The organism is Methyloglobulus sp., from assembly GCF_046714055.1.
Classification (GTDB): Bacteria; Pseudomonadota; Gammaproteobacteria; order Methylococcales; family Methylomonadaceae; genus Methyloglobulus.
This window is the reverse complement of sequence record NZ_JBKKBJ010000238.1, coordinates 1-13,349: the sequence shown is the minus strand read 5'-3', so window position 1 is coordinate 13,349 and position 13,349 is coordinate 1. Positions and strand designations below refer to the sequence as shown.

9 protein-coding genes are annotated in these 13,349 nt (G+C 52.5%); 7 read left to right on the top strand and 2 right to left on the bottom strand.

Features of this window, described 5'->3' with window-relative positions; all coding sequences use genetic code 11:
* Positions 1 to 376: 376 nt before the first annotated feature.
* Both ACLQ6D_RS14180 and ACLQ6D_RS14175 read right to left on the bottom strand, forming a co-directional pair.
* Complete coding sequence (locus ACLQ6D_RS14180) at positions 377 to 883, bottom strand: DUF1993 family protein (RefSeq protein WP_411727966.1); 507 nt, start codon at positions 881 to 883, stop codon at positions 377 to 379.
* Positions 884 to 1,048: 165 nt separating this feature from the next.
* Positions 1,049 to 3,445: a fatty acid cis/trans isomerase gene (locus ACLQ6D_RS14175; protein WP_411727965.1), complete on the bottom strand. Its 2,397-nt coding sequence runs from the start codon at positions 3,443 to 3,445 to the stop codon at positions 1,049 to 1,051.
* A 207-nt stretch (positions 3,446 to 3,652) separates the two neighbouring features.
* Here ACLQ6D_RS14175 and ACLQ6D_RS14170 point away from each other — a divergent pair, with 207 nt between their 5' ends.
* The 7 genes from ACLQ6D_RS14170 (at position 3,653) to bstC (ending at position 12,936) form a co-directional block, all read left to right on the top strand.
* Entirely contained in the window at positions 3,653 to 5,212 is a 1,560-nt protein-coding gene (locus ACLQ6D_RS14170) for an arylsulfatase (RefSeq protein WP_411727964.1), read from the top strand.
* 168 nt (positions 5,213 to 5,380) lie between these two features.
* Complete coding sequence (locus tag ACLQ6D_RS14165) at positions 5,381 to 5,779, top strand: hypothetical protein (protein ID WP_411727963.1); 399 nt, start codon at positions 5,381 to 5,383, stop codon at positions 5,777 to 5,779.
* A gap of 598 nt (positions 5,780 to 6,377) precedes the next feature.
* Positions 6,378 to 7,394 carry an NAD-dependent epimerase/dehydratase family protein gene (locus ACLQ6D_RS14160; protein WP_411727962.1) on the top strand — a complete coding sequence of 339 codons (1,017 nt, stop codon included), beginning with the start codon at positions 6,378 to 6,380 and terminating at the stop codon, positions 7,392 to 7,394.
* A 40-nt stretch (positions 7,395 to 7,434) separates the two neighbouring features.
* Positions 7,435 to 8,541 (top strand): Rieske 2Fe-2S domain-containing protein, encoded by a 1,107-nt coding sequence (locus ACLQ6D_RS14155; RefSeq protein ID WP_411727961.1) that lies wholly within the window; start codon positions 7,435 to 7,437, stop codon positions 8,539 to 8,541.
* A gap of 18 nt (positions 8,542 to 8,559) precedes the next feature.
* Positions 8,560 to 11,280 (top strand): sterol transporter cytoplasmic membrane protein BstA, encoded by a 2,721-nt coding sequence (gene bstA / locus ACLQ6D_RS14150; protein ID WP_411727960.1) that lies wholly within the window; start codon positions 8,560 to 8,562, stop codon positions 11,278 to 11,280.
* On the top strand, positions 11,280 to 12,119 hold the full coding sequence (bstB, locus tag ACLQ6D_RS14145) for a sterol transporter periplasmic substrate-binding protein BstB (RefSeq protein WP_411727959.1): 840 nt from the start codon (positions 11,280 to 11,282) through the stop codon (positions 12,117 to 12,119). Before bstA ends, bstB begins: the two co-directional genes overlap by 1 nt.
* Before the next feature lie 4 nt (positions 12,120 to 12,123).
* Entirely contained in the window at positions 12,124 to 12,936 is an 813-nt protein-coding gene (gene bstC / locus ACLQ6D_RS14140) for a sterol transporter outer membrane protein BstC (protein ID WP_411727958.1), read from the top strand.
* Positions 12,937 to 13,349: the final 413 nt, after the last annotated feature.

Here is a 13,349-nt window from a genome sequence, read left to right as displayed (position 1 = left end):
GTGTCAGCCGCTCCACGCGCACCCAAAAAGCATCGGGAACTTTCCGGCTTTGTGGTCTTTTCAACGAATGGCAACCTTTAGTAAAGCAATTGATTGCAATTCTTTCACAACTATATAGAATTTATCAAGTTATTTTCGGATAAGCTCTAAGTGTTAAGCCCACATTAGCTCAGTAACAATAGAAGAGGTACATGTCACCGTTTCTTCCCAGAACAAGGCTGAGGAATATCTTTTGTCCGAGTTGTCGAACCGCCCTATCCGCCTTAATTGGACTATTTACGCTGAAGGCTGATTTGATTGCAGATTTTCAAGGGCTTTGAAACCTCTGGGGGCTTGTTAAGCCACTCAGGAAGTGAGGTTGTACGCAAAACCCCGCTTATTCATTGTTGATGTAGTCACTTTTCCCTAGTTCAACGCCGTGATGCCGGAGTATGGCGTAGGCTGTGGTGACGTGAAAATAGAAATGGGGAATCACGATTTCAAGCAAATAATGCTGGCCTGAATAAACAATTTCTTTGTCGTGCATTTTTATCGTGACCGTTCGCCCGTCGCTGCCGTTAATTTGATCGACATTGACACTTTGCAAAAAAGCGATGGTCTTGGCGATTCGAGCCCGCAAGTCAGCTAACGTGGTTTCGTTATCTTCATAACGCGGCACTTCGATCCCTGCAAGTCGGGCGGCACAAGCCTTCGCCATATCGGCCGCGATCTGTACTTGTCGGCTCAACGGATACATATCAGGTGCCAGTCGTGCGTTGATAAAGACAGCCTGATCGATTTTCTTCGCCTCTGCGTGAACGCTGGTTTTGTCGAGTATCAAAGATAAATTGCCCAGCATTCGGACAAAATGAGGAATAGATGCTTGGTACATGGAAATTGACATTGTCTTTACTCCTTGTGAATAGAGTTTTATGTAGGGCAAGTCCAGTAAGGACTATAACTCAAGAACACCGTCAAGCTAAAGTCAATTGAAGCTTTGTAGGGTAAATCAACTCATACATGCTTTTTGCAAGCGCCTCATTTGGCTGAAACTTATATGTAATCAGGATTACAAATTATCATAGCGACTCATATCCAGCAGTCCCGCTTCCAGGCCTCTGTATACTTTATGTTGTTCGTTAAACCAATCTGCTTGTTGCCAGATTTCAGGATTGGTGCGGCGTACACCAAATTTACTGTAGATGTGATCTATATCGATTTCAGTCCTGGCATTACGAATCATATTAACAACTTCGGCTAATTGTTTTTCCTCTACACTAAAGAAAAAGTTTGGATAGCTGCCGATAAAACCCGGAAAAATAGTAATCCTGTCGTTTTCAGGCAGTCGGCGGGAACCTTCAGATAACATTTTTGATATATTGCTATAAGCCTTGTCGATTAACAGGGTATAGACTAGGTCTCCCTCAGGATCGCCTGTTTTTACCCGGAGCAGGGACATTTCCGGAAACGCGCCTAATTCATGCCCTTTTAATTTTGCGAGCTTGCGTATTTCACTATCCACTCGCTGCTGAACTTGTGTTGTATTCGCCCTGATGCAAGTATCTTGCTGACACCGGTTAATGCTATCCACTGCACTTGAGGCTTTGCCCAATCGTTGTCTGATCTGTTCAAAAAATTCCTTCTTATAATCTGTGGTTTGGTATTTAACCTGCGTTTCATGACCGATGCTGAATAAAGCATCAGCCGTACGCAAACCATCTTTGCCCATATACCAGCTGTCATAAATAGCCTGCCGTTCCATAGCCGGCATAAAGCGTAAAAAGTTATCTTCTCCATCCTGGCGCAATATATCCATATAGGTTCGGCTGGCTATCTGGTGTCCCGCCGTGCCATAAATATTAAAACCGGCGACCAATACATAATGCAGCCGTTCAAAAATCGGGTAATCAACCACCCAAGCCGTTAACGGAGTGTCGCCAATAAGGCCTTTCGTAACGGTTGCACTGTCGTAATGCCTGAAAATGGTAAGCGCCGCATTTTGATTATTCCCCTCTCCGTCCCAGATATTTTCCAGACTATAACCTTGATTTTTTAGAAGGACTTGATTAATAAAATCATCTTTCTTTTTGAGGTATTGTTTACCGAAATCATCATATTTGGTGAAGCCGAACAAGCCGATTTTGTCCGCTTCTTCTCCGGGCAAACCTAAAATCTGGTTATTGTCAGCCAAGGCCTTAGCCACTTCTTTTGGATAAAATTTACCAGGCTGTGTAAAAACAACCCAGAACTGGTCCCTGATGCTCTCTGTTGCGATTTCGCCACGGCACACAGGGCCTTTTATGAATCCAGTGACAAAATATTCCGCATCATCCAGTAAAAATCTAAACTTGGAAGGAACGGGGAGTTCAATAAAAGCTTTAAATGGATTGGCGGCAACTTCGGGTTGATAGGATGGTAATGCTGTTACTTCATAATCGGTCTTAAAGAACAGATCATCATAGCGTTGCATCTTCTGGTCGCTTAATTCGTAGACAAAATGGGTCTTGTCGACAATCGTTTCGGTAACGGGTCGTAAACGATAATAAAAACCGCCTATGCCTGGATCATCATAAGGCCGGACTGTATTAATTTCTTTTATAGGCTGGCCTGAAGCTGTTTTAGAGCGGACTAACTGAAAAAACTCATTATCAGGATGTCCCTTGAAATGCAGATGACCTATAAAAAGGTGCTCATAAATATAACGGAAAACGAGTTTCTGTTTGGGGGTGGAGCCATTGAAATAACTTTCCCATTTTACTATAGCGGCAACTGACCGGCTTGATAAGGGCGGCAGTGGCTCAACTTTTGCGCCCTCCTGTAGCCACTGCATTACGGTATATTCTTCTTTCAGGGGAAAGCCGGGCATGGCGTAAGGCATTCCCCACTTGGGATGTTCATATTGGAATTTAGGGAATTCTTCTACCGTGGGGCATTGCAAGGTGCGATCAATTTCCAGGTCATAATCCTTGCCCAGTTTTCCTGATACGGGCTGAGGATTAAGGCGTTTTAATTCAATTAATTTAGCCAAAACCGAATTATCGAGATTAGCTACTGTTGAATCGCTGCGTTCATTTAACACCGGATAAAAGTCTTTTTGCCTCCAGTCCGCTGTATCTGTGGCATCGGTAAAAAGCCGAGTAGGATCAGCTGCCTTCAAGCGGGCAGAATCATAGACCATTTGCTTGGTTGCGCCTCGGTCAATCCCTTCTATAGAACCTAGCTTTAATTGGCAAGGCGCATCATAACAGCCATGACAAGCCACACAACGTGAGTCCAGTATGGGCTTGATGTCTTTATAAAAGGAGGCCTTATGCTGTTGCTGGCTGAGGCTGACTTCCTCTGGCGTAAGCAGCCGCTGCTTAGGTGCAGAAAGGCCGTATAAGCTTTCAAAGTCCGTGGCCTTATAAACAATGGATGCACAGCCGGTAAATAAAATAAAAATAAGTAGTGTTGGACTTTTCATCATTTTTTCCTGCTAAGTTTCTAATTTGGCAAACCATTTTATCCAGTTGTCAGTTGAGCCTCTTGCAAAACTCTCAGTAAACCAAGGCTAAGCTGAATAGGCTAACATAGGCCGTTAGATTTAAGTTAGAATAAATTATCTACTCAATAGGGAGACAAATAAGTTTATCTTGGGGTTAACCATATTTTAATCAAATTAAGGAGAGATGCCATGCATCCAATAGACCAGCGGCAACACCTGTTTCATCCTGCGGCAATAGTGCTTATCGCATTGACCGCTTGTTTTTTTGTGTCAACCGCCCAAGCTGCGGACAAGAAACCCAACATCGTCATTATCTGGGGCGACGACATCGGCCAGTCCAATGTCAGTTCATATTCAAAAGGGATGATGGGTTACCGGACGCCTAATATCGACCGCGTCGCCAACGAAGGCGTCATTTTTACCGATTACTATGCCGAACAAAGCTGCACTGCTGGCCGCTCCGCCTTCATCACCGGCCAGAGCGTGTTCCGTACCGGCCTCAGCAAAGTAGGAATGCCGGGGGCGGATCTAGGGCTCCAGGAGGAAGATCCGACCATCGCCGAGTTGCTGAAAGCGCAAGGCTACGCCACTGGCCAGTTTGGCAAGAACCACTTGGGCGACAAGGACAAATTCCTGCCCACCAATCATGGCTTCGACGAGTTCTACGGCAACCTCTATCATTTAAATGCCGAGGAGGAGCCGGAGCTTCCCGATTATCCGAAAGACCCCGAATTCCGCAAGAAATTCGGGCCGCGTGGGGTTATCCACAGCTTTGCCGACGGCAAGATTGAGGACACCGGCCCACTTACCAAAAAACGCATGGAGACCATCGATGACGATACCGCCGCCCGCGCCGCCAAATTCATCGAAAAGCAGGCCAAGGCCGACAAGCCGATGTTCGTCTGGGTCAACTTTACCCATATGCATTTCCGCACTCATCCCAAACCTGAAAGTATTGGGCAAGCAGGGCGTTGGCAAAGCCCGTATCACGATGCGATGATCGATCACGACAAGAACGTCGGCACCGTACTCGACAAGATCGACCAACTGGGCATCGCCGGTAACACCATCGTTATGTACAGCACTGACAACGGGCCGCACATGAACTCCTGGCCCGATGCCGGCATGACACCGTTCCGCAGCGAGAAGAACACCAACTGGGAAGGTGCCTACCGCGTTCCTGCAATGGTGCGCTGGCCCGGCAAGATCAAGCCGGGGACAGTCTCCAACGACATCATTTCCCACCTCGATTGGGCGCCAACATTGTTGGCAGCGGCTGGCGTGCCTGATATCAAGGCGAAGTTGCTCGATGGCTACAAGGGCTTCAAAGTCCACCTGGACGGCTACAATCAGCTTCCGTACCTGACTGGGCAGGTAGCCAAGAGCCCACGCGAGGAGTTTTTCTATTTCTCCGACGATGGCGATTTGACCGGATTGCGCTACGACAACTGGAAGGTCGTGTTCGCCCAGCAACGGGAACAGGGTACCCTGGCCATCTGGGGTGAACCGTTCGTGAAGACCCGGATTCCGTGGCTCTACAACTTGCGCACCGACCCTTACGAAAAAGCGAGTATCACCTCGAATACCTACTGGGACTGGTATCTCGACCATATTTTCCTGTTGTTGCCGGCGCAAACCTATGTTGGGAAATTTCTGGCGACGTTCAAGAAATTTCCTCCACGCCAGAAGGCGGCGAGCTTCACCATAGATCAGGTGATGGAGCAATTGCAGCGACCGGTAAGCAAGTAAGGGCCTGTTGTTTTCTGGTCGCGCCCACGCCGTCCTGGCAATTGCGGGCGTTAACCCGCACCGCTCGCGGGTATGGCTTACTCCTACGAACCTTAGCTTTATGACAGTCATACTCCCGCATAGTAACGATAAAACATTAAAGTCACCCTAAATTTGGAGAAGACCCCTATGTCCTTCAAGATGACACCCTTTATTTTCTGGTCAGGCATTTACAACGCCGGGCTGGCACTAACATTGACCTTTCCACCTGTTTATCGATGGCTGGGCTTGAATGTTCCTGCGCCTTTATGGGGCTGGCTGGTCGCAGGCTTTTTAGCCTACACCAGTGTGGCGCTGATTCTGGCATCGCGGGATTTGCGCCATCGCGCTTCATTCGTTTATTGGGAATCGATACTCCGTTACATCGCCGCGTTGTTGCTCATTCCCGCCGGTCTTTTCGGCGATCTGGGCCTGATTGCCGTGCCCTTGGGGTTGGGCGATCTAGCCATTGGTCTGGTGTATATGTTCGGCCTGCCCAAGGAATTGGGCGTTTCCCATTGCGCTTTGCTTTCTGACTCTATTGATTGAAACGCTTACACCCATAAACATAATTTAAGAGGGTTATATGATATTTTCGGAGTGTTGTATATCCTACGGTCAAAAGACTGAAACGAAAATACCAGTGGATTATACGGCAACAAGAATACGGCAATACTTTACAAAAGGTTGCTGTTTTGAGAATATGGGCAATGACAAGTTTCAAGAAGTGATGAATAAGCTCAATCATCGCCCTCGAAAAACCCTAAACTATAAAAAACATCAGGCGGTATTATTTTGCCGAAACCTAGCAAGACTCAGCATGATTACTTAGTCTGCACTTCGGAGTTGATCCACGCTTTATTATTTCCCTGAAAAGATTAAACATATATGGTTGGTTTTACCGAAACTCTGGATTATTGGGCGTACCTCTCGTGGTTCAATAATTTTTGCCGTTTGGCATAGGATTTCGATATATTAACGTCGATTTCCGAAAATATGGTTCGAATTGTTATGGTCATAATACCGGCATTGCAAAATGCCTATGATGTTTTTTCAGATAGCTTGTTAAAGCGGGTGCCATGAAATCCGAACTCTTCAGCCTGCTCTATTGGCTCCATTCTGGTTGTCACCTCCCCGGATTAAGGCTATGAGCATAGGTATCACACTGGTTACAGGGGCCACAGGGCACCTTGGTGCTAACTTGGTTCGCCGCCTGCTCGCCGATGGCGAGCAAGTTCGAGTGATGATGCGCTCCGGACGCGACAATGGGGCACTCGATGGACTGGACGTGGAGCGTGTGTTTGCCGACCTTCGCAACAGTGAGGATGTTTCTGCTGCTGTGCGCGGTTGCTCCCGCGTTTATCATTGCGCCGCTCTGGTTTCGACTATCGAAGGTAACGCGGCCCATAAGCGCGAAATATTCGATACCAACGTCCGCGGTACCATCCATGTTCTCCAGGCGGCCAAGCAGCACAGCATCGACAAGGTCGTGGTGTCGGGATCGCTGAGCGCCACCGGCTACGAGCCCAATTGTTCCAGCCACGAGGGCATGCCGTTCTATCCCTTCGAACGCCATCTGCCCTACGGCTTTACCAAGCATCTCACCGAGCATGAATGTCTCAAGGCCCACGCCGACGGCCTCAACGTGGTAGTCGCCACTTCCTGCGCTATCGTCGGTCCCCACGATTATGCACCCTCGCGCATGGGTCGCGTACTCATTGATTACGCCCACGGCTGTCTGTGTGCCTACATTCCCGGAGGCTTCGAGTTCGTATCCAGCCGCGATATCGCCGAAGGGCATGTTTTAGCCATGCGGCATGGGCGTTCCGGGCAGAAATACATAATTAGCACTGCCTATGCCAGCGTGGATGATCTGATGTCGCTGTTTCGGGAGGTCACCAGTCGCCCATTGCCTAGGCTACGGCTGCCGCCGTTGCTAATGGCCACTCTGGCCGAAGTGACCGACAAGACCTGGTATCGGGTATTTCCCAACTTGCCCCGGCGCTTCACGCCGGCCGCAGTGCGTTTACTCCGGATGCGGCGACAGGCTGACCACGACAAGGCAAAACAAGAATTGGGCTACCAGCCCACCCAATTGTCCCAAGCGGTGCGGGAAGCTTACGTAGATTTCGTGCGTAGGGGCTTGATCGTCCCGGCCAAGTAAACAATCCAACCCTGCTTAACCACGAACTGGAGTTCCGAAGATGAACAACGCACAGACGAAAGCCCCGCCCCCCGCCTTTTCGGAAGCCAGGAATTCTCGGCAAAAGGCCCGTGCTGCCGGATTAGATCACGATCGTTGGTATGTGGTGGAATACGACAGTGCCATTAAAAAAGGCCAGGTGAAAGAGGTGACTTTTTGGAATACCTCTATTGCCCTTTATCGGGGCGAAGACGGCGAACTTGCGGCTATGCGGAACCGCTGTCTGCACCGCCAGCTCAAGCTCACCCACGGTGCGGTGGATAAGTGCAATCTGCGTTGCGGCTATCATGGCTGGGCCTACAACAAGGAAGGCTTGCTGGAGGACTACACCCATGACAGCTTCGGCAAGCCGCTCATCAAAAGCCGATTGCGGACTTATCCCGTACAAGTCCGCTATGGACTGATCTGGTTGTTCCCCGGCGACCCGGAACTGGTTGGCGAACGCAAGATACCGGAAATACCGGAACTCACCGGGGATAACACTTGGGCCGGCTTTGCTGTGGATTACACTTGGCGCACTCACCATTCCATGGTGATCGAAAATATTTGCGATTTCTCCCATGCTTTCTTGCACCGCAAATATCAGCCTTTCATCGATGCTAAACTAACCCGCCACGAGGCCGATGACGATAAGGTTTACCTGACTTACGATGCCTATATGGCTGGCGGACGGATTTCTGGGATTTTCGTTGATCGCAAACGGGTCAATACGCGTTCCATCGAGCTGTGCTACGAATATCCCTACCAATGGACCAACACGGGCGATAGCATCAAGAATTGGTCGTTTATGCTGCCCATCAACGAGCGGATTACGCGGGTGTTTTTCCTGTTTTATTTCGATGCCCTGAAGATTCCGCTGATTTCCATGAAAACCCCGAAGTGGCTGACCCAAATGGTGCTGAATATCGCCAAGCCTCTGGTGTTCAAGCCCATACTCGAAGAAGACGGCATCGCCCTGGAAGCAGAGCTGCTAGGCTACGAAACTCACTGGGATGCCCCGCCCATCGAACTCAATCCCGTTGTGCCGATGTTCCAACGTCTTAGTGCGCGCAAGTGGGAAGAGTATCTGGCCAGGAAAGAAGCGGCGCAGGCTGTTTACGCGGATTGATTAACTGAATCCCCGCCTATGAAAATCACCCGACGCGCCGCCAAGCTCGCCGAATGCTTTGCCCGAAACCCTGGCTGGATATTGGGGATAGCCTTGGCGCTGTCGATTCTAGCCAGTTGGGCGACAGCGCAACTCCCGATCCACACCTCGCGGCAGGCGCTGCTTCCCCAGAACACTGCGGTGGCAAAGCGCTTCAACAATTTCTTGAAAAATTTCGGAGCCGCCTCGGATCTGGTGGTGGTCTTGGAAGGCGCACCCCGCAATGAACTGGAGTCCTTTGCCAACGATCTAGCCGCCAAGCTCCGGGCAGAGCCTGAGATCGGCCAGGCGACCTCCCGTCTCGACATGGCGTTTTTCCTGGATCACTCCTATCTGCTGATGCCGACCGAGGGTTTGGACAAGCTTGCTGCGATGGCGAACCAACCCATCCCAGGCGACGGGATGGAAGAAAACCTGCGCAAAGCGTTGAGTTGGAGCAAAGACCACCCGCCGCTGGGCGGGACGGACACCGATCTGCAAACCGCCGAAGCAAGCCTGAACCTGGCGGCGTTTTTCCTGGAAGAGTGGCAGCGCTGGCTGTCCGCCGAAACAGCGCCCGCCAGCCTGGACTGGAATCGGTTATTGGTCAAAAACGGGGCTGGCGGCATGGCCGGCGGCTACTTTGCCTCGCGCGACGGGCGGATGCTGTTTTTGTTCGTCCACCCGAAAAACCCTTCGGGGGATTTCGGGAACCTTGGCCCCTTCGTCGACAAGGTCAAGCAGGTGTCGGCGGCCTTGGCCGAACAAGCCAAAACCTCCGGACGCACTCCGCCCACCGTGGGTCTGACCGGATTACCGGCCATGGAGTACGAGGAATACGTCAATATCCGTAAGGATATTACCTTGGTGATATTCACCGCCGCCGGCCTGATCGCCGCATTGATCCTGCTGGTGGTGCGCAGCGTACGCTGGGCCGCGTTGATTTTCATCCCTATGGGGCTCGGTGTGCTGTGGAGTTTGGGCCTAGCCCTGGTCACCGTCGGCCACCTGACCATTATTACCGCCGCCTTTATCGCCATTCTGTTCGGCCTTGGGGCGGATTACGGCATCTTCACCTCCTCGCGCATAGCCGAGGAGCGCCGGGCAGGCAGGCCTTTGGTGGAAGCCATCGGGACGGGCATCGGCTCATCCTTTATAGCGGTTCTGACGGCGGGCGGCGCCTCGCTGCTGATCTTCGGAGCCTTGGCCACGGTCGAATTCCCCGGCTTCGCCGAACTGGGCGTGGTGGCGGCCAAAGGCGTACTGATGATCCTGATCAGCACCTGGATAGTCCAGCCCGCGCTCTACGCCTTGCTGCCGCCCAAGCTTAGAGACATCCCTCCGCCGACTTCCGCTTTCTCCCTTCTCCCTAGGGGAGAGGGGTCGGGGGTGAGGGGTCGGTTTCCTATACCCGTTGCGGTGACCCTCGTCATGCTGGCCATAGGCTGCGCTGTCTTCGGCGGGGTGAAGGGCCTCACTATTCCCTTTGACTACGATCTGCTGGCCATGTTGCCCAAAGATTCCCAGGCGGCCTATTATCAACGCCGCATGGTGGCGGAGAGCGACTACCAGGCCGAAGTCATCATTTTCACCGCCAAGGACATGGCCGAGGCCCGGCGGATCACCAGCGAGGCGGGCAAACTCAAAACGATTGCCCAGGCGCAGTCGCTGGCCAGCCTGTTTCCTGCTGACACCGACGAACGCCTCCACAAAGCCGTGAGCATCGGCGAGTCGTTCGCCCGGACTGACTACGCCAAACAGGTCGCCGAACTCGATCGGATCGGCTTGTCCGTAAAATCATTCGAGTTGTTACGGGCAGTGCTGGAAAACAGCGCCGCCATCATCGACGAAGCCCAGGAGCAGGCATTCTCCGCCGGACATTCCAAACTGGTCGAGAGTTTGGAGAAAGTGCGTGGGCAGCTTTCGGCCATCTCGGCTAAACTTGCCGCAGACGGCGAACAGGGCCGGGTGCGTAGCGAGAGCTTCTTGCGCGCATTGTTGTCCGGAGCGGATGTCGGGATCAAAGTCATCGATGCCTGGCGGCAGGTCCAGCCCCTAACCCCGGAGCAGTTGCCGCCAGCCCTGCGCGACCGCTTCTTTGGCGCTGATGGCAGCATCGTGGTCTACGCCTTCCCGGCAAAAACCGTGTACGATCCCGGCAACCTCGACGCACTGATAAAGGACGTGTATAGCGTCTCGCCGGAAGCGACCGGCTTTCCGACCACGCACCAGGTGTTTTCCAAGGCAGTGGTGGAAAGTTTCACTCGCGGCACGCAGTTGGCCCTGGCGCTGTGCCTACTCTGGGTCATGGCGGCGACGCGCAGTGTGCGCGGCTTCGCGCTGGCGGCGCTGCCCTTGCTGATCGGTGGCGGCTGGATGCTGGGGCTGATGGCATTGGGCGGCATTCGCTACAATTTCGCCAACATCGTCGCCTTGCCGCTGGTGATTGCGTTGGCGGTAGATTACGGCGTGTGGTTCAGCTATCGCTGGGGTGAATTGAAGGGCCACACCCCCTTGCAAGTCAGCCTAACCGCCGGCAAGGTGATCGGGCTGGCCGCCGGCACCGAATTGGCTGGCCTGGGCGCCATCACCCTGGCCAGCTACCGGGGCCTATCCTCCCTGGGCGTGAGCATCACTATCGGACTGTTGTGCTGCCTGACCGCAACCCTCGTCGTGGCCCCGGCCATCGGACAGTTACTTGATTCCAAGAGAAAACCATAATGCGAAAAACTTACCTCATTATTATTGCCAGCCTGTTGGCGCCCTTCACCGCAAACGCCGCACCCAATCCCGAAATGATTGTGGTGTGCTACCCCGGTGGATCCGTCAATGCCAAGGATGCCAACGAGGCGATGAGTTCCATGCTGCGGGTGGTGGAACGCATCGGCCAGTGGCAGGAGAACAGCTTCAATAGCCTGTTCACCACCAAATCGGACGAATGCAGGAAACAGATGGCCGAAAAAAATCCCAAGTTCGCCATCGCCTCCTTGGGCCTCTATTTGGAACTGCGCCCTCGGCACAATTTGGTGCCGGTGGTACAGCCCAAGATCAAAGGCCGCACCAGCGAGCGTTACCGGGTAATGGCCCAGAAGGACAAGTGCAAGAGCCTGGACGAGCTGAAAGGCAAAACCCTGGGCGGCACGGTATTGGAAGAACAGTCCTTCATCGGCAAGATCATTTTTGCCGGGAAATACGACCCCGCCAGTTTCTTTGTCCTAAAAACGTCCAATCAGGCCATCCGAGCGTTGCGCTCTTTGGACAAAGGGGAACTGGATGCCGTCATTTTGAACGAGCAACAATTCGGCGGACTCACCTCGCTTCATATGGAGACACCTCTTGAAGCTGTCTTCACGTCCGAGGAAATCCCGCTGATGGGGGTGGTAGCCAACAGCGCTACCACCACTACGGAAGAACGCGCCCGCTTCGGCAAGGCGCTGGAGGGGATGTGTACCGACACCGAGGGCAAAAAACTATGCGAGTTGTTTGGGGTCGAATCCTTCGTCACCGTGGACGCGGCTGTGTTCGAGCCCATGGTTAAACTGTGGGCTGAGGGGAAATAAAGACTTGCGCAAAGCACGACTTCTTCCTACCGTTTCTATACTGGCATTCCTTACCGGCTGCGCCGGACTCCAGCGCGATCATGTCCAGTTCGACCGACTCTCCGACTGCCCCAAGCAGACCGCCGCTTTGTTGGTCGCCAATCAAAGCCAACTCAGCCCCTTGAGCGACACCCATACCCTGGCCTGCTCGCTGACTGTCCTGCGCGACACCCAAGACCCGGCGGTGCGCCGCACCTCGCTAGGTAGCCGCCTATGCCTACATTTGGCGGAACGCGAAGCCAACCAGGAAACACGCGAGAAGCTGGCCACCGAGGGTGTGGGCTTTGCCGAAGCCGCCTTGGAGCAAGGTGGCGGCGGTGACGGGGCGGTTCATTACTACCTGGCGGCTAACCTCGGCCTGGCGGTGCGCGAACACATCACCGTGGCCATGGAGAACCTTGGTCGGCTGGAGGGCGAGATGAAACAGGCGCTGGCCTTGAGCCCGGACATTGACGACGGCGGGCCGCTGCGCCTTCTGGGGACGCTTTATCTCAAAGCCCCGGCTTGGCCCAATGGCATCGGCGACCGCGACAAGGCGCTGGAACTGCTGGAAAAGGCGGCCAAGGAACATCCAGGGCATCCGCTCAACCACCTGTTTTATGCCCAGGCACTTTGGGATGAGGGTAACGAGGCTGCCCTACCCCAGGTAAAAGCTGAATTCGAGCTGGGGGAGCAGTTGTTGGCCGAGGGTTTGTGGGGATACAGCAAAGAGCCCTGGAAAAAAGAATTCGACGAGTTTCAACAGGAGTTTGAAGAAGCTGGGTCGTCGCGCCAGTAACTATTGGTGTCAAGCCCTTAAACCTAAAAAGAGCATATCACCACGAAGTTCACGAAGAAAAAACAGCGAGTTACAGCATAAAATTTGTATAAAAACACCCACCCTCCCAGTGAGTGCCAATGACCCTTAAAAAAGCAGTTGCAATGTCTGGAAAGCCGTTCATGCCACATGCCACTTCGATACGCTCAGGACAGGCTTCTATCAGCACGAACGGGATTTTTGACCGTGCAACTGCTCTTTTTAGGATGACCAGATACCTCTTTGAAATCTTTCGTGTTCTTCGTGGTTGAACTGCCGAATTTAGGTTAAATAAACAAAATATCCAAACCTTGGGGGGCGGGCTAGCGGTTTGAAACTGCCATGTCAGTTAATCAATGGCATTGACCCAAGACGCCGCAAAGTCGCTCAAAAGA

What these genes read in the sequence shown, in the direction of transcription:
- ACLQ6D_RS14180 (WP_411727966.1), bottom strand. Translation starts at nt 883, where the DNA reads ATGTCAATTTCCATGTACCAAGCATCTATTCCTCATTTTGTCCGAATG.
- ACLQ6D_RS14175 (WP_411727965.1), bottom strand. Translation starts at nt 3,445, where the DNA reads ATGATGAAAAGTCCAACACTACTTATTTTTATTTTATTTACCGGCTGT.
- ACLQ6D_RS14170 (WP_411727964.1), top strand. Translation starts at nt 3,653, where the DNA reads ATGCATCCAATAGACCAGCGGCAACACCTGTTTCATCCTGCGGCAATA.
- ACLQ6D_RS14165 (WP_411727963.1), top strand. Translation starts at nt 5,381, where the DNA reads ATGTCCTTCAAGATGACACCCTTTATTTTCTGGTCAGGCATTTACAAC.
- ACLQ6D_RS14160 (WP_411727962.1), top strand. Translation starts at nt 6,378, where the DNA reads ATGAGCATAGGTATCACACTGGTTACAGGGGCCACAGGGCACCTTGGT.
- ACLQ6D_RS14155 (WP_411727961.1), top strand. Translation starts at nt 7,435, where the DNA reads ATGAACAACGCACAGACGAAAGCCCCGCCCCCCGCCTTTTCGGAAGCC.
- bstA (WP_411727960.1), top strand. Translation starts at nt 8,560, where the DNA reads ATGAAAATCACCCGACGCGCCGCCAAGCTCGCCGAATGCTTTGCCCGA.
- bstB (WP_411727959.1), top strand. Translation starts at nt 11,280, where the DNA reads ATGCGAAAAACTTACCTCATTATTATTGCCAGCCTGTTGGCGCCCTTC.